Origin of the sequence: Telluria mixta, assembly GCF_029223865.1 — a bacterium.
Lineage (GTDB): Bacteria > Pseudomonadota > Gammaproteobacteria > Burkholderiales > Burkholderiaceae_D > Telluria > Telluria mixta.
Window position 1 is genome coordinate 4,001,762 of record NZ_CP119520.1, and the last position, 14,623, is coordinate 4,016,384.

Consider the following 14,623-nt stretch of genomic DNA (forward strand, 5'->3'; position numbering starts at 1 on the left):
ACCGAGCCTTCACCATGCCGGAATCCACAACGACACAACAAAAATCGAATCGCCACGTCATCGTGAGCGGCCTGCTGTTCGCCCTCATCGCGCTGATCGGCGTCCTGATCGTGCTGTACGCCTGGAACCTGCCGCCGTTCCACAGCGCCATGCAGTCGACCGAGAATGCCCTCGTGCGCGGGCAGGTGACGATCATCAGCCCGCAGCTGTCCGGCTACGTCGTCGAAGTCGACGTGCAGGATTACCAGATGGTCCATCAGGGCCAGCTCCTGATGCGCATCGACGACCGCATCTACCAGCAGAGACTCGACCAGGCGAAGGCGCAACTGGCGACGACGCGCGCGGCCCTCGCGAACTTCGCGCAGAGCCGCGGCACGGCCAGCGCCACGATCGCGCAGAACCAGGCCGCCGTCGCCAACGCGGCCGCCCAGGCGCAGCGTGCGAATGCCGACCTGAGACGTGTGGAAGAACTGGCGGCCGACGGCTCCCTGTCCGCGCGCGAACGGGACGCCGCCCGCGCCACCCGTGCCCAGACCGTCGCCGCGGCCGAGCAGGCGCGGGCGGCACTGGAAATCTCGCGCCAGAACCTGCGCACCGTGGACGTCAACCGCGCATCGCTGGAAGCGGCCGTCGCGAACGCGGAGGCGGCCGTGCGGCTGGCGGAGATCGACCTGTCCAACACGAGAATCGTCGCGCCGCGCGACGGCCAGCTGGGGCAGGTCAGCGTGCGCCTCGGCGCGTTCGTCAACGCGGGCGCGCAACTGACGGCGCTCGTGCCGCAGACAATGTGGGTCGTCGCCAACATGAAGGAGACGCAGATGGCCGACGTGCGCGTCGGCCAGCCCGTTTCGTTCACCGTCGACGCGCTGAACCACGCGAAGCTGCGCGGCCACGTCGAGCAGATCGCGCCGGCCACCGGATCCGAATTTTCCGTGATCGTGCCGGACAACGCGACAGGCAACTTCGTCAAGATCGCCCAGCGGATCCCGGTCCGCATCAGCATCGATCCGAACCAGGAACTGGCGGCGCGGCTGCGGCCGGGGATGTCCGTCGTGGCCAGCATCGACACGAAAGCGAAAGGGCAGGCCCGATGAAGCGCCGGTTATTACTGTGCGGGTGCGCCGCGCTGCTGGCCGGCTGCCGCATCCCCGTGCAGCCGCCGCCGCAGCCGACGCTCGCCGTGCCGCCCGCGTGGAGAAGCCAGGTGGGGCCGGGCGCGCCCGTCGAGCGCGACTGGTGGCATGCGTTCGCCGATCCCGCGCTGGACCGCCTGGTCGCGCAGGCCTTGGAACGCAACAACGAGGTGCGCACGGCGCAGGCGCGGCTGCAGGAATACCGGGCGCGCGTCCAGGTGGCGCGCGCGGCCGGGGAGCCGACCTTGTCGGTCGGGTTCACGCCTACGCGCGCGCGCGTGATCGGGCCGTTCGGCACGCCGATCGACACGACGTCCCTCCAGGGCGCGTTCCAGGCCGCCTACGAGCTCGATCCGTTCGGCCGCACGGCCAGCCTGACGGAAGCGTCGCGGCTCGACTACGCCGCGCAGCAGGCCGCGGCGGACGCGACGGCGCTGTCGGTGGCGGCGAACACGGCGTCCGGCTATTTGAACCTGCGCGGCCTCGATGCCCAGCTGGAGCTCGCGCGCGCCACGCTCGCGTCGCGCCAGCGCTCGCTGGACCTGGCGCGGCGCCAGTTCGAGGTCGGCTACAGCTCGCGCCTGGAATTGTCGCAGGCCGAGGCGGAATATCGCGCGACTGCCGCCGTCGTGCCGCAACTGGAACGGGCGATCGCGCAGCAGGAGAACGCCCTCGACATCCTCGCCGGCGCCAATCCCGGCCCCGTCGGGCGGGGCGCCGAGCTCGTCCGCCTGAACGCGCCCGCGATCCAGCCGGGGTTGCCGTCCGAACTGCTGCGCCGGCGGCCCGACATCGCCTCGGCCGAACGCGCGCTCGCCGCGGCCGACGCGAGCCTCGCGGCGGCGCGCGACCAGATGCTGCCGTCGCTGCGCCTGACGGCGTCGCTGGGCGCGTATGCGAACGATCTGCCGACATTGCTGTCATCCCCGACAAAGCTGTGGAGCGTGGGCGGCAGCGTGCTGGCGCCGCTGTTCGACGCGGGCAGGCTGCGTGCCCAGGCCGAGATCAGCGCGTCGCTGCGCGACCGCGCCGTGTTCGCGTACGAAGCCGCCGTGCGCAACGCGTTCGCCGATACGGAGAATGCCCTGACGGCCGTACAGCGCCTGCGCGAACAGCTGGACGAGGTCGAGGCGCGCCGCGTGGCCACGAGCGAAGTCCTGCGCATCGCCCACAACCGCTACCGCAACGGCTATTCGTCGTACCTGGAAGAGCTGGATGCCCAGCGCAACGCCTTCGCCGCGGAGAACGCCGCGCTGCAGCTGCGCGCCGCCTGGCTGCAGGCCCACGTCGACCTGTACCGCGCGCTGGGCGGCGGCTGGAACCAATAACATCCATGGAGGAGGGAACATGATCAAGATCGGAATCATCGTCGGGAGCACCCGGCCGGGCCGCAAGGCGCTGGACGTGGCGCGCTGGGTGCTGGACATCGCGGGCATGCGCGCGGACGCCGTGTTCGAACTGGTCGACATCCAGGATTTCAACCTGCCGCTGCTGGACGAACCCGTGCCGCCGTCGCTGGGCCAGTACACGCAGCCGCACACGCAGGCCTGGGCCGCGGCCATCGCCGGTTTCGACGGCTTCGTGTTCGTGACGCCGGAATACAACCACGGCACGTCGGGCGCGCTGAAGAACGCCATCGATTTCCTGTACAAGGAATGGAATAACAAGGCGGCGGGCTTCGTCGGCTACGGCAGCGCGGGCGGCTCGCGCGCCATCGAGAGCCTGCGCCTCGTGATGGGCGAGCTGATGGTGGCCGACGTGCGCGCGCAGGTGATGCTGTCGCTGCGCACCGACTTCGAGAATTACACGACCTTCAATCCGGCCGAGCATCACGAGCAGTCCGTGGATGCGATGCTGGACCAGGTGGTGGCGTGGAGTCGGGCGCTCCGGACGCTGCGGCCGGATGCGCCCATCACTTCCGCCGACGCGCCGCATACGGGGCAGCGCATGGGCAGCCAGTGATCGTCCGGGGCGGCGGGGTTAAAATCGCCGCCCATGACCGCTTCATCTTCTTCTACAAGGCGCGCCATGTGCGCCGCCTGCCTGCGCGCGCAAAGCGCCTGCATCTGCCACTGGGTGCGGCCGCTGTCCAGCCGCGTCGACCTGTTGATCCTGCAACATCCGCTCGAGGTGCGCAATGCCAAGAACAGTGCGCGGCTGCTGCATCTTTGTTTAAGTGGCAGCCGCCTCGAAGTGGGCGAGACTTTCCCTGATTTGCACGCGCTGCTGCATGCGGATGGGCGGGTGCCGGTATTGCTGTATCCGGAGACGCCCGATTCGGTGCCCGTGCTCGAACCGGTGCCGCCGCCGGAGCGACTGCGGCTCGTCGTGCTCGACGCCACCTGGCGCAAGAGCCTCAAGATGCTCCACGTAAATCCCGAACTGCAGCGTCTGCCACGCCTGGCGCTGCACGACGTGCCTGTGTCGGCTTATCGGATTCGCAAGGCGCACGCGCCGCATCAGCTGTCGACGCTGGAAGCGGCCGCGCTGGCACTTGGCCAAATGGAAAGCGACGTCGACGCATACCGGCCTCTACTGCAGGCGTTTGACGGTTTTGTGCAACAACAAGCTGCTTATTTTTTGTGCTTGAACCCATCCTGACATCGGCGTACTATACTGTATAAACATACAGTACTTAAGGAGCGCCGTGTGAATCGGGTCAACAAAGCAAACGCAAGTCGGGCGGTCAGCCAGGTGGTGTTGCCGTTCCCGCAAAAGTCCGCCGAGGTCGTGCCCATCAACGGGCCGATCAAAGGTCGTGGCGCCGTCACCAATCTTCAAGGCCGCTATGAAGTAAACGGCCGCGAACGGTTCGACGACGGCTGGACCGTGCCAGGATTGAAAGACGAGGCACCGGCGCCCCTGAAGACGACCGTCACGGACGAGATCGCCAAATCGATCCTCAGCCGCAACACGTCGCCGGACATCCCGTTCAGCGTCTCGCTGAACCCGTACCGGGGCTGCGAGCACGGCTGCATCTACTGCTTCGCGCGGCCCACGCACGCCTATCTGGGCCTGTCGCCGGGCCTGGATTTCGAAAGCCGCCTGTACGCCAAGGTGAACGCGGCCGACCTGCTGCGGCGCGAACTGGCGCGCCCGGGCTACGTTCCGGAAAACATCGCCATCGGCGTCAACACCGACGCGTATCAACCGTGCGAACGCGAGCGCCGCCTCACGCGCGACGTGCTGGAAGTGCTGGGCGAGTGCAACCACCCGTACGGCCTGATCACGAAGTCGTCGCTGATCGAGCGCGACATCGACCTCATCGCGCCGATGGCCGAGAAGGGCCTGGCCTGCGCCGCCATCACCCTGACGACGCTGGACGGCGAAATCTCGCGCACGCTCGAACCGCGCGCGGCCGCGCCCGCCCGCCGCCTGCGCGCGATCCGCACCCTGACGGAAGCCGGCATTCCCGTCAGCGTGAGCGTTGCGCCGATCATCCCGTTCATCACGGAACCGGAAATCGAGCGCATCCTGGAAGCGGCGAAGGACGCCGGCGCCGTCGGCGCCCACTACACGGTGCTGCGCATGCCGTGGGAAGTGAACCCGCTGTTCCAGCAATGGCTGCACGCCCACTTCCCGGACCGCGCCCAGCGCGTGATGAACCGCATCCGCGACATGCGTGGCGGCAAGGACTACGATAGCGACTTCAGCAAGCGCATGACGGGCGAGGGCATCTGGGCAGACCTGATCCGCCAGCGTTTCACGAAGGCCATCAAGCGCCTCGGCCTGGACGGCTATATGGGACGCTTCCACAAGCTGGACGGTTCGCAATTCCGCCGGCCGCTCGTGGTGCCGAAGACGATCGTCAAGCCGGCCAGCGCGGCGGCGGCGCAGATGGATCTGTTTTAAAGCGCTGGAACCAGCGACAGCACGTGCGCCGCGACAGGGCGTCCGTGCAGGTTGAGGCGGTTGCGCGCGAGGCATTCATGGACGGCCCCGGCCTTGCGGGCGACGCCGAGGCTGGGGAGGTTGCCGTCCGCGACGACGATTTCGACCCGCGACTGGCCCAGGCGCTCGAACGCAAAACGCGACAGCGCCCGGATGGCGGCCAGTGCCGCGCCCTGGCCCCGGGCCGAGGTGCGTACCCAGTAGCCGAGGTTGCAGAAGCCGTGCAGGCGGTTGAACTGGTTCAGGCCGGCCGCGCCGACGTAGTGCCGGCCGTCCGGTTGGAAAATGCCGAACTCGTGTGCGCTTCCGTCGGCACGGGCAGCATCGCAGAGCGCGATCCACGCCAGGGCATCGGCATCGTCGTAAGTGGGATGGGCCCAGGGCATCCATGGGCCGAGACTCGCCATCGACTCGCGCACGGCGGCCGCCATCGCCGTCGCGTCGTCGGGGACGAGAGGGCGCAGCAGGAAGCCGTCGGCGTGCAGGGGCTGTGTCATGTAGGCATGATAACTCGTCAGTTGTGGGGATGCATGCTCTCGGCTACGATTGCGCTCTTTATATCGGCGGATCGGCAGGCGGACTATGGTGGAGCAGGGCAGTACGGTGCAGCGCGTCGTGCAGCGGGTCGTGTTTGTGGGCGCGGAATCGACGGGCAAGTCGACGTTGTCCGAGTACTTGGCGCGTGCCTACGACACGGTCGCGGTGCCGGAGATCGGCCGCTTTATCTGGGAAGAAAAGCAAGGCAGGCTGGGGCCGGATGATTACGTCGAGATCGCCGTCAGACACCGCGCCGCCGAGGATGCAGCGATGGCGCGGGCGCGGCGCTGGCTGTTCGTCGACACGAATGCGCTGACGACACTGTTGCTGGGTATCGAGTTCCACCAGGTCGGCGACCCGCCGCCGGCCGAGCTGCTGCGCTGCGCCGACGAGTGCCGCGCGCGCTATGCGCATACGTTCGTCTGCGCGGACGACATCCCGTACGAGGAGCAGGACGTGCGCGAGAACGAGGCGTGGCGCGGACGCATCCAGCAACTCGTGCTGAAAGACCTCGACGCGCGCCGCATCCCATACACCGTCGTGCACGGCAGCGTGGAAGAACGGGCGCGCCAGGTGCGCCGCGTACTCGACGCAGCCTAGACTATCGTGCCCGGCAACTCCATGCCGTGCAGGCGCCGGAACAGCTTCAGCGCGAAGCTGTCCGTCATCCCGGAAATGTAGTCGGTCGCCCCGAGCAGGCGCGCGTACGGCGTCGTGCCGCGGCTGAACTGCTGCGGGATGATTTGCGCGATCTTGCGGTCGGCCGCCGACCGGTCCGCTTCCCGCTTGACGAGTGCCGGCACGATCTTGCCCAGCAGGCCGCCGAGGATCTCGAAGCCGGCCGCTTCGATCTGCAGCACGGACGGCGTCGCATAGATGCGCTCGCGCGACAGCGTCGCGATCGCCTTCAGTTCTGGGGCGAAGCGCGATGCACCGGCGAGGTCTTGCTCGAAACGGCCTTCCATGATCGTGTCGTAAGACGCACGGAACACGTCCAGCGCGGCGCCGATGAGATGGCCGATGGCGCGGGCACGCAGGTATTCCACGCGGCCCGTGTCGTCGGCCAGTTGCCGGTAAGACTGGCTCTCGGCCACGCCGCCCGGAAAGGCGAGGGGCCACAGCAGTTGCCGCGCCTCGTCGAAGGACACGCGTCCCAGCCGGTGGCCATCTTCCAGGTCGACGATGCCGTAGCAGATGTCGTCCGCCGCCTCCATCACGAAGGCGAGCGGGTGGCGCGTCCAGGCCCCCGGTCCCTTGCGCATGAGGCCGACCTGGGTCGCGACCCGCTCGGCCGTCGCCGCGTCGTCCGCGAAGTAGCCGAATTTCTTCTCGCTGATCCTGTCTTTGGCCGACGGCAGGTCGGATGCGCGCGGGTATTTCATGAATGCCGCGAGCACGGCATACGTGAGCTGGAAGCCGCCGTGGTCGACCGCGTTCTGCAGGCGCGTGACGAGGCGGAAGCCCTGGGCATTACCCTCGAAGCGCAGGAAATCCTGACGCTCGCGTTCCGTCACGTCCGCGAGCCAGCGCTGCGCATGCTCGGCGAACCAGGACTGGATCGCGGCCTCGCCCGAGTGGCCGAACGGCGGGTTGCCGATGTCGTGGGCGAGGCAGGCGGCCGCAACGATGCTGCCGAAGTCCTGCGGCGCCATCGACAACGCGGGTTCGCGCTCCTTGATGAATTCTCCGCACAGCATGCCCAGCGAGCGGCCCACCGACGACACCTCGATGCTGTGCGTGAGACGCGTGCGCACGTAATCGCTGTCCGACAGCGGGAACACCTGCGTCTTGTCCTGCAGGCGCCGGAACGCGCTCGAATACACGAGCCGGTCCCAGTCGCGCATGTATTCCGTACGGCTGCCGCCGTCGCCCCGGTCATCTTCGCGACCCAGGCGCATTGTCGACACCAAGCGGTCCCATTCCATCGGCATCTTTTCTCCAGAAATTGTTCGGTGATGCAGTGTAGCGCCGTCGCGCGAATAAATGGTTGACATCGTCAACTTCATTGTATATCTTACGATGTATCTTACGATATAAGGAGGCGATCATGCCGCACCACCATCCACATCACCACCACCATCATCACCATCATCACGGCCATGAGCACGACCACGAGCACGCCGGGTTCGCGCCGCCCCACCGGCACGGCGGCCCCGGCGGCCATCATGGTCGGGGCGGCCGACCTGGCGGCTTCGGCTTTTCCGACGACGGCGGCCTGCCGCGCGGACGCAAGCTGTCGTCGGACGACCTGCAATTGCTGCTGCTGGCCCTCATCGCCGAACAGCCCAGCCATGGCTACGAGCTCATCCGGGCACTGGAAACCCGCTCGGGGGGCTTTTACGTGCCGAGTCCCGGCATGATGTATCCGGCACTCGCCGCCATGGAAGACCTGGGCTGGGTGACCATCCAGCTCGAAGGCACGCGCAAGCGTTATGCGCTGTCGGACGAGGGCCGCGCCCACCTGGACGCGAATCGCGAACACGTCGACATGCTGCTCGCCCGGCTGCAGGAGGCCGCACGCAAGATGGCGTTGATGCGCAGCGCGCTCGCCGAAGGGGAAGAGGGCCCGGGCGGACGCGGTCCGTTCAGCGCCGAGCTGCACGACGCGCGCCACGCGCTCAAGCGCGCACTGGCGTCGCGGGCCGGTGCGTCCGCGGAGGAACAGCAGCGCATCGCCGCGATCCTGGCACGGGCGGCGGCCGAGATCGAGCAGGGCGGCGAGAGCCGCTGACGCTCAGCGGGCGAGTGCGCCGCGCAGCCGACGGGTCATGCCTGGACGCATTCGCAAGCCCGGACGCTCGACCGCCACGTACAGCAGCGCCGCCACGGCCAGCGACGCCCCGTTGTACAGGACGAACGCGGCGAGCGGTGCGTTCGCCGTCAGGTCGCCCGCCACGTCGTCGAGCCACGCATACACCTGGCGGTGCGTCAGGTACAGGCTGAATGCGAGCAGGGCGAGTGTCCGCGCGCCCGGCAACGCCCGACGCCCGAGCGGCGTGCACGGGCTCAGCGCACCGAGCAGCAGGCAGGCACAGCCGAGGGCCGCGAGCGGATAGAGAAATACCGCGCCGCCACGGCCCAGCGGATCGAGCTGCGTGGCTGCCATGAGCAGCGCCAGACCCGCGCCGAGCAACACCCACCCGTGTGTCAGCACGCGCGTCCACCACGCCGGACGGAACGCGCGCAGGGCGGCGAGCAGGACCCCGGCCAGCAACCCGTCGAGCCGGGTCCACGTCGGGCTGTAGATCCTGCCGACGTAGCCCGCAACCGCGCGCGCGGCGTCGCCGCCGGACGCAAGATGCGGTGCGATCGCATGCCGCCATTCCCAGTCGCGCAGCAGCATGCCCGCACCGAACAGCAGGGCCGCACCGGCGCTTGTCGCGAGCACACCCGGCATCCGTCCGGAGCGCGCCAGTAGCCATGCAACCAATGGAAACAGCAGGTAGAAATGTTCCTCGACGCACAGCGACCATGCATGGGAATAGGCCCGTTGCGTGAGGTGCTCGGGCAGGACGTTCATCGAAAACGTAAGGAATTGCCAGACGGGCGGCATCGCGTCGGCTTCGCGCCAGGCCGGCAGCGCGAGATAGAGCGCCAGCACCGCCAGGTAGGCCGGCAGGATGCGCCACGCCCGGCCCACGACGAAGCCCGTCCAGTCAGGCTTGCGGCCGGCCGCCAGGTCGCGCAGCACGGGCCACCCGATCAGGTAGCCGCTGAGCACGAAGAACAGGTCGACGCCCATCCAGCCATGCCGTCCGGGGCCGGCCACGTCGATGCCGTGGCTGGACAGGTGGTACAACATGACGACGACGATCGCGAGGGCGCGCAGCAGGTCGAGGCCGGGCGCGCGGGGCGACGGCAGCGGAGTCAGGACGGGTGAGGGGGCATGGCGCGCAAGTGTACCTGAGCGCCAGGCGTCAAGACTCAACAATCATCACCGCGTCGTCGCCGATGCGTTGGCGGCCGCGCCGGGCATGTCGTATGCTTCACATCATGTCCCGCGATGCCATCGTCGATACCAGCAAACTGTTGAGCTACGTCCTGCGCCACCGCCCGGACAGCATCGGCCTGCAACTCGATGCCAACGGCTGGGCCGACGTCGACGTGCTGCTGCAGCGCCTGGCCGAACACGGCAAGCCGGTCGACCGCGCGCTGCTGGACCGCGTGGTCGCAGACAACGACAAGCAGCGTTTCGCATTCGACGCCGCCCGGTCCCGCATCCGCGCCAGCCAGGGCCATTCGATCCAGGTCGACCTGGACCTGCAGCCGGCGCAACCGCCCGACGTGCTATACCACGGCACGGCGAGCCGCTTCATGAAATCCATCCTCGCGTCCGGCCTACGCGCCGGCAACCGCCAGCACGTGCACCTGTCGGGCGACGTCGACACGGCACGCCGTGTCGGCGCCCGCCACGGCTTTCCCGTCATCCTGCACGTCGATACGGCGCGCATGCGCGCGGACGGCGCCGTGTTCTACCGCTCGGACAACGGTGTCTGGCTGACCGGTCCCGTGGCGCCGCGCTACCTGCGCGTGCTGGACGGGAGCGTCCGCGACGGCGATTGACGAGCCGCTCAGCGCTCGTCGGTCGCCGCGGCCAGCAGTTCGGCCGTGTCGGCCGCGCCCATCCTGCGGGCCGCGTCGACGATGGCGTTGCCGTCCGCGTCCAGGCGGAACGGGTCGGCGCCGCGCGCCAGCAACAGGCGCACGATGTCCGCGCGGTTGAACATGGCGGCGAACATCAGCGCCGTCTTGCCGTTCGGGCCCGCGTTGTCGACCGTCGCCCCGTGGTCCAGCAGCAGGGTCGCGATCGTCAGGTCTCCCTTGAAGGCGGCGCCTGCCAGCGGGGTCTGGCCGGCGTCGTTCATGATTTCCGGATCGGCACCATGTTCCAGCAGCACGCGGGCCGCGTCCGCATGGCCGTGGTAGCAGGCCAGCATCAGGAGGCTGTCGCCGCGTTCGTTGCGCAGGTTGGGCGGCAGGCCCTGGCCCAGCAGCGTCGCGAGTTCGCCGGCCTCACCGGTGCGCGCGAAGTGGAAGACCTTGCGTACGAACGCCAGCGTGTCTTCGTCCAGTTCGCTGGCCGACGGCGGTCGAGGCGGTGGTTGCTGCATCGTGATCTCCTGTTCGTGAAAGCTCGACAGGATTAGATCATAAAGCCGCCGCGCGCACGGCAGCGCCGGATGCGCGGAATATCAAACGCGGCGCTGGAACTCTTCCAGGTGCCGCTCGATCTCAAACACGTGCGGGTCGGGCTTGCCGAGTGCGCGCAGGGCCCTGGCCAGTTCCAGCAGGTATTCGCTGTTCGGTCCGCTCGGGCCGCGCGCGGTGGCGATCTGCAGCGCAATGTCGCGCTCACTCGCCGGGCCGAGGTAGGCCGCGTTCTCGTGCGTGGCAATGTAGACGAGGCCCTCGGCCGTGCCGCCGTCTTCGAAGCGGATGTCGGTCGCGAGGCGCAGGTAGCCGTTTTTTTCGCGGTAGTCGAGGTGCGCGAATTCTTCGGGCGTGACGAGGTAGGCCATGCCGTGGCAGGTCGCGCCCGCGTCCGGCACCAGCGTCACGACCCGGCCGGGCGCCGTCTCGGTGCCGCGGTGGTCGTGCGAGCCCTGCCAGAAGCGCCGTGTCCACCCCGTGATGCTGGCGGGACGCCGCTCGAGGTACGGGAAGTCGGCCTTGAAGATGAGGGAGCCGTAGCCGAACAGCCAGACGCTGGCGTGGTTGTCGAACCTGTCCATGCGCTGGTTCATCGCGATGGTGTTATGGGACATCGATGAAAGGAGGTTGCGTGGAGGAAGCTGCATTCTAGCGCGGCCGTCCGGCGGCGTCAGACGCGTGGCCGCAATGCGCCCGCGGGATTGTCGGCCGCGCCGACCCAGTCGAACAGGAACGCGATGAAGGCGGCCGCGGCCGGCGACAGCGACCGTTGCTCGCGCGTGTAGACGAAGAAGCGGCGCGTCAGGACGGGTGCGTCGAGCGGCAGCATGCGCAGGCCGTGCAGGCGCACGAGCGGCGCGGCATACGGCATGCAGACCGTCACGCCCAGGCCGGACGCGACCATGGCCAGCGCGGTGGTCATGTACGTGACCTCGTGGGCCGGCCGCAGCGTCAGCTCGCGCAGCGCGTCCGCGTTGCCGGCTTGGGTGTCGACGGCGCCGCCGTTGCCGCTGCTGCTGCCACGGCCCATGTCCGCCAGCAGCCGCTCCGTGAACTGGCCGCGCAAGGTGATCAGCGGATGCGCGGCCAGGTCGCTCCAGCCGAGCCGGCGGCGCTTCGCCAGCGCATGATCGGGCGGCAGCACCGCTTCGAACGGCATCTCCATCAGCTCGCGCGCTTCCAGTTGCGGGGCGCTGTCGCGTTCGGGGCCGATGCCGAAGTCCGTCTCGCCGGACAGCACGCGCGTCGTCACGGCCTCGACCGGCGAATCGGACAGGCTGATGCCGATGTCCGGGTAGCGCGTGCGCCACGCGGCGATCACCTGCGGCAGCAGGGTACACGCCATCAACTGGGGCACGGCCACGCGCACGATGCCCTTCCTGAGTTGCGCCTGGTCCGCAATGTTCGCAAGCGCACGGTCGAGGTCGTCGATCATCTGGCTGAATAGGGGATACAGCTCGTTCCCCGTTTCGGTCAATGCGATACGCCGCGTACTGCGGTCGACGACGCGGACGCCGAGCGTCTGTTCCAGCTCTTTGATCAAACCGGACAAGGCCGACTGCGTCACGTGCATGTACTGCGCGGCAAGCGTAAAGTTACCGGTCTTTGCCAGCGCAACGAAGGCGCGCATCTGGCGCAGGGTAGGATTCATCAGAAAGTCCGATAAATAGAGCGGAAAATATTGTTTGTATGATAGTCCGTTTTACTTTTTAATGGCGGAAACACTACATTGTCGAAGGAAACGCCATGAAACTCGCTACCCTGAAGTCGGGCGGCCGCGACGGTACGCTCGTCGTCGTCAGCCGCGACCTGGTCACCTGCCAGGCCGTCCCGAAGATCGCCCGCACCCTGCAGCAGGCGCTGGACGACTGGGACCATGTCGCGCCGAAGCTGCGCCAGGTCTATGACCAGCTGAACGCCGGCACGGCCACGGGGGCGGAATCCTTCATCGAGGAAGAATGCGCGTCGCCGCTGCCGCGCGCCTACCAGTGGGCCGACGGCTCCGCCTACATCAACCACGTGGAACTCGTGCGCAAGGCCCGCGGCGCCCAGGTGCCACCGTCGTTCTACACGGATCCGCTGATGTACCAGGGCGGTTCGGATTCCTTCGTCGGCCCGTGCGATCCGATCGCCGTGCTGTCCGAGGAGTGGGGCGTCGACCTGGAAGCGGAAGTGGCGGTCGTGACGGGTGACGTGCCGATGGGCGCCACCGTGGAGCAGGCGGGCCAGGCCATCCGCCTCGTCATGCTGGTCAACGACGTCTCCCTGCGCAACCTGATTCCCAGGGAGCTGGAAAAGGGCTTCGGCTTCTTCCAGTCCAAGCCGGCCAGCGCGTTCTCTCCGGTGGCCGTGACACCGGACGAGCTCGGAGATGCCTGGCGCGACAGCAAGCTGCACCTCCCGCTGCTGGTGACGTTGAACGACCAGCCGTTCGGCCGTCCCAACGCGGGCGACGACATGACGTTCAGCTTCGCGCAACTGGTCGCGCACGCCGCGAAGACGCGCGAACTGGAAGCCGGTTCCATCATCGGATCGGGCACGGTGTCGAACAAGCAGGGCGGCCTGCATGGATCGAGCATCGCCAACGGCGGCGTGGGCTATTGCTGCCTGGCGGAGCTGCGTATGTACGAGACGATCGAACAGGGCGCGCCAGGCACGCCTTTCCTGCGCTTCGGCGATACTGTTCGTATCGAGATGCTCGATGCCGACGGCGCCAGCGTGTTCGGTGCCATCGACCAGGAGGTAGCACACTATCACGGGAGGAAGGAATGAAGCTCTATACCTATTTCCGCAGTTCGGCCGCATACCGGGTGCGTATCGCGCTCAACCTGAAAGGGCTGAAGTACGACGCGGTTCCGGTGCACCTTTTGCGTGGCGGCGGCGAGCAGCTGCAAGAGAACTACGTCAAGATGAATCCCAGCGGTCTCGTCCCCACCTTCCAGGACGACTACATCACGCTGACGCAGTCGATGGCCATCCTCGAATACCTCGAGGATGAATACCCGCAAGTGCCGCTGCTGCCGAAGGATGCGTCCGGCCGCGCGCGCGTGCGCGAGCTCGCCCAGATTATTGCCTGCGACATCCATCCTGTGAACAATCTGCGCGTGCTGCGCTACCTCGTCAAGGATCTCGGCCTGTCGGAAGAGATCAAGACGCAGTGGTACCGCCACTGGATCGTGGGCGGCCTCGATGTGCTGGAGAAGCACCTGGCGCGCGACCCGAGCGCGGGCCCGCTGTGCCACGGCTACCTGCCGACGATCGCCGACTGCTTCCTCGTGCCGCAGGTGTTCAATGCGCAGCGCCACGGCATCGACATCTCGGTCTATCCGAACATCGCGCGCATCAACGCGGCATGCGTCGAGCTGCCTGCGTTCGTGGCGGCGCATCCCGCCAACCAGCCGGACGCTGAGTAAAGCATCCGGCTGATCGACGACGCGGCGCTGCTCAGTGCCGCGTCTGCGACCCGACGGTCGAGCGATCCGGCTCGGCCGGCGTCGAGATCTCTTCCAGCGTATGGTCGATGCCGGCCGAGTGCTTGGCCGCCATGTCGCCCAGCGAGACGATGCCGATCACCTCGTGCGACTGTTCGTCGACGACGGGCACGCGGCGGATCTGCACGTCACCCATCTGGCCCAGCACTTCGTCCACCGTCTGGTTCGGCGCGCAGGTGCGCACGTCGGTGCTCATCACGTCGCCCACGCGGGTCTGGCTCGGTGCCTGGCCGGCCGCCGTCGAGCGGACCGTGATGTCGCGGTCGGTGATCATGCCGACCAGCTTCTGGCCATCGAGCACGGGGATCGAGCCCACGTTCAACTCATCCATCATCTGCGCGGCGCGCTGCACGGTTTCCTGCGGCGAAATGCTTTGCACGTCGCGGGTCATCACATCCTGAATGGTCTGCATTTGAACCT

The 14,623-nt window shown here is 67.7% G+C and carries 17 protein-coding genes; 10 read left to right on the plus strand and 7 right to left on the minus strand.

Features of this window, described 5'->3' with window-relative positions; genetic code table 11:
* Window positions 1-14: 14 nt before the first annotated feature.
* The 5 genes from P0M04_RS17755 to P0M04_RS17775 all read left to right on the plus strand — a co-directional run bounded on the left by P0M04_RS17755 (window position 15) and on the right by P0M04_RS17775 (window position 4,985).
* Window positions 15-1,094 carry an HlyD family secretion protein gene (locus P0M04_RS17755; protein WP_259447759.1) on the plus strand — a complete coding sequence of 360 codons (1,080 nt, stop codon included), beginning with the start codon at window positions 15-17 and terminating at the stop codon, window positions 1,092-1,094.
* Entirely contained in the window at window positions 1,091-2,461 is a 1,371-nt protein-coding gene (locus P0M04_RS17760) for an efflux transporter outer membrane subunit (protein ID WP_259447758.1), read from the plus strand. The genes P0M04_RS17755 and P0M04_RS17760 overlap by 4 nt, the downstream gene beginning before the upstream one ends.
* Before the next feature lie 19 nt (window positions 2,462-2,480).
* Window positions 2,481-3,095, plus strand: coding sequence for an NADPH-dependent FMN reductase (locus P0M04_RS17765; RefSeq protein ID WP_259447757.1), 615 nt, complete (start codon window positions 2,481-2,483; stop codon window positions 3,093-3,095).
* A gap of 66 nt (window positions 3,096-3,161) precedes the next feature.
* Window positions 3,162-3,734: a tRNA-uridine aminocarboxypropyltransferase gene (locus P0M04_RS17770; RefSeq protein WP_281042039.1), complete on the plus strand. Its 573-nt coding sequence runs from the start codon at window positions 3,162-3,164 to the stop codon at window positions 3,732-3,734.
* Window positions 3,735-3,833: 99 nt separating this feature from the next.
* A complete protein-coding gene (locus P0M04_RS17775; RefSeq protein ID WP_307727049.1) occupies window positions 3,834-4,985 on the plus strand; it encodes a PA0069 family radical SAM protein in 1,152 nt (383 codons plus the stop codon).
* Here the strand turns inward: P0M04_RS17775 and P0M04_RS17780 are convergent.
* Window positions 4,982-5,521 carry a GNAT family N-acetyltransferase gene (locus tag P0M04_RS17780; protein ID WP_259447755.1) on the minus strand — a complete coding sequence of 180 codons (540 nt, stop codon included), beginning with the start codon at window positions 5,519-5,521 and terminating at the stop codon, window positions 4,982-4,984. The genes P0M04_RS17775 and P0M04_RS17780 overlap by 4 nt on opposite strands.
* 85 nt (window positions 5,522-5,606) lie before the next feature.
* Between P0M04_RS17780 and P0M04_RS17785 the strand changes: the two genes are divergently transcribed.
* Entirely contained in the window at window positions 5,607-6,161 is a 555-nt protein-coding gene (locus P0M04_RS17785) for an AAA family ATPase (protein ID WP_259447754.1), read from the plus strand.
* On the opposite strand, the gene P0M04_RS17790 is transcribed toward P0M04_RS17785, so the two are convergent.
* A complete protein-coding gene (locus P0M04_RS17790) occupies window positions 6,158-7,492 on the minus strand; it encodes a deoxyguanosinetriphosphate triphosphohydrolase (protein ID WP_259447753.1) in 1,335 nt (444 codons plus the stop codon). The two genes, P0M04_RS17785 and P0M04_RS17790, sit on opposite strands and share 4 nt — an antisense overlap.
* A gap of 116 nt (window positions 7,493-7,608) precedes the next feature.
* On the opposite strand from P0M04_RS17790, the gene P0M04_RS17795 reads away from it, so the two are divergent.
* The gene (locus tag P0M04_RS17795) at window positions 7,609-8,292 is read left to right on the plus strand and encodes a PadR family transcriptional regulator (RefSeq protein WP_259447752.1); all 684 of its coding nucleotides are present in this window, start codon (window positions 7,609-7,611) and stop codon (window positions 8,290-8,292) included.
* A 3-nt stretch (window positions 8,293-8,295) separates the two neighbouring features.
* Here P0M04_RS17795 and P0M04_RS17800 read toward each other — a convergent pair whose 3' ends face one another.
* The gene (locus tag P0M04_RS17800) at window positions 8,296-9,489 is read right to left on the minus strand and encodes an acyltransferase family protein (protein ID WP_281042041.1); all 1,194 of its coding nucleotides are present in this window, start codon (window positions 9,487-9,489) and stop codon (window positions 8,296-8,298) included.
* A gap of 65 nt (window positions 9,490-9,554) precedes the next feature.
* On the opposite strand from P0M04_RS17800, the gene P0M04_RS17805 reads away from it, so the two are divergent.
* On the plus strand, window positions 9,555-10,124 hold the full coding sequence (locus P0M04_RS17805) for an RNA 2'-phosphotransferase (RefSeq protein ID WP_259447750.1): 570 nt from the start codon (window positions 9,555-9,557) through the stop codon (window positions 10,122-10,124).
* A gap of 8 nt (window positions 10,125-10,132) precedes the next feature.
* On the opposite strand, the gene P0M04_RS17810 is transcribed toward P0M04_RS17805, so the two are convergent.
* The 3 genes from P0M04_RS17810 to P0M04_RS17820 form a co-directional block, all read right to left on the minus strand.
* Window positions 10,133-10,672, minus strand: a complete 540-nt coding sequence (locus tag P0M04_RS17810) for an ankyrin repeat domain-containing protein (RefSeq protein WP_259447749.1) — start codon at window positions 10,670-10,672, stop codon at window positions 10,133-10,135.
* A gap of 81 nt (window positions 10,673-10,753) precedes the next feature.
* Window positions 10,754-11,326 carry a gamma-glutamylcyclotransferase gene (locus P0M04_RS17815; RefSeq protein ID WP_259447748.1) on the minus strand — a complete coding sequence of 191 codons (573 nt, stop codon included), beginning with the start codon at window positions 11,324-11,326 and terminating at the stop codon, window positions 10,754-10,756.
* A gap of 56 nt (window positions 11,327-11,382) precedes the next feature.
* The gene (locus P0M04_RS17820; RefSeq protein WP_259447747.1) at window positions 11,383-12,363 is read right to left on the minus strand and encodes a LysR family transcriptional regulator; all 981 of its coding nucleotides are present in this window, start codon (window positions 12,361-12,363) and stop codon (window positions 11,383-11,385) included.
* Window positions 12,364-12,458: 95 nt separating this feature from the next.
* Here P0M04_RS17820 and P0M04_RS17825 point away from each other — a divergent pair, with 95 nt between their 5' ends.
* Together P0M04_RS17825 and maiA are read left to right on the plus strand one after the other, a co-directional pair.
* Window positions 12,459-13,484: a fumarylacetoacetate hydrolase family protein gene (locus P0M04_RS17825; protein WP_259447746.1), complete on the plus strand. Its 1,026-nt coding sequence runs from the start codon at window positions 12,459-12,461 to the stop codon at window positions 13,482-13,484.
* Window positions 13,481-14,125 carry a maleylacetoacetate isomerase gene (gene maiA / locus P0M04_RS17830; RefSeq protein WP_259447745.1) on the plus strand — a complete coding sequence of 215 codons (645 nt, stop codon included), beginning with the start codon at window positions 13,481-13,483 and terminating at the stop codon, window positions 14,123-14,125. Before P0M04_RS17825 ends, maiA begins: the two co-directional genes overlap by 4 nt.
* A gap of 31 nt (window positions 14,126-14,156) precedes the next feature.
* Here the strand turns inward: maiA and P0M04_RS17835 are convergent, their stop codons facing one another.
* Window positions 14,157-14,615: a CBS domain-containing protein gene (locus P0M04_RS17835; RefSeq protein ID WP_259447744.1), complete on the minus strand. Its 459-nt coding sequence runs from the start codon at window positions 14,613-14,615 to the stop codon at window positions 14,157-14,159.
* Between the last annotated feature and the right edge of the window lie 8 nt (window positions 14,616-14,623).

Bases quoted from the DNA above. Each gene is read 5' to 3' on its own strand.
- P0M04_RS17765 (WP_259447757.1), top strand. From the start codon at position 2,481: ATGATCAAGATCGGAATCATCGTCGGGAGCACCCGGCCGGGCCGCAAG.
- P0M04_RS17790 (WP_259447753.1), bottom strand. From the start codon at position 7,492: ATGCCGATGGAATGGGACCGCTTGGTGTCGACAATGCGCCTGGGTCGC.
- P0M04_RS17795 (WP_259447752.1), top strand. From the start codon at position 7,609: ATGCCGCACCACCATCCACATCACCACCACCATCATCACCATCATCAC.
- maiA (WP_259447745.1), top strand. From the start codon at position 13,481: ATGAAGCTCTATACCTATTTCCGCAGTTCGGCCGCATACCGGGTGCGT.
- P0M04_RS17810 (WP_259447749.1), bottom strand. From the start codon at position 10,672: ATGCAGCAACCACCGCCTCGACCGCCGTCGGCCAGCGAACTGGACGAA.
- P0M04_RS17815 (WP_259447748.1), bottom strand. From the start codon at position 11,326: ATGTCCCATAACACCATCGCGATGAACCAGCGCATGGACAGGTTCGAC.
- P0M04_RS17755 (WP_259447759.1), top strand. From the start codon at position 15: ATGCCGGAATCCACAACGACACAACAAAAATCGAATCGCCACGTCATC.
- P0M04_RS17770 (WP_281042039.1), top strand. From the start codon at position 3,162: ATGTGCGCCGCCTGCCTGCGCGCGCAAAGCGCCTGCATCTGCCACTGG.
- P0M04_RS17805 (WP_259447750.1), top strand. From the start codon at position 9,555: ATGTCCCGCGATGCCATCGTCGATACCAGCAAACTGTTGAGCTACGTC.
- P0M04_RS17785 (WP_259447754.1), top strand. From the start codon at position 5,607: ATGGTGGAGCAGGGCAGTACGGTGCAGCGCGTCGTGCAGCGGGTCGTG.
- P0M04_RS17780 (WP_259447755.1), bottom strand. From the start codon at position 5,521: ATGACACAGCCCCTGCACGCCGACGGCTTCCTGCTGCGCCCTCTCGTC.
- P0M04_RS17835 (WP_259447744.1), bottom strand. From the start codon at position 14,615: ATGCAGACCATTCAGGATGTGATGACCCGCGACGTGCAAAGCATTTCG.
- P0M04_RS17825 (WP_259447746.1), top strand. From the start codon at position 12,459: ATGAAACTCGCTACCCTGAAGTCGGGCGGCCGCGACGGTACGCTCGTC.
- P0M04_RS17760 (WP_259447758.1), top strand. From the start codon at position 1,091: ATGAAGCGCCGGTTATTACTGTGCGGGTGCGCCGCGCTGCTGGCCGGC.
- P0M04_RS17820 (WP_259447747.1), bottom strand. From the start codon at position 12,363: ATGAATCCTACCCTGCGCCAGATGCGCGCCTTCGTTGCGCTGGCAAAG.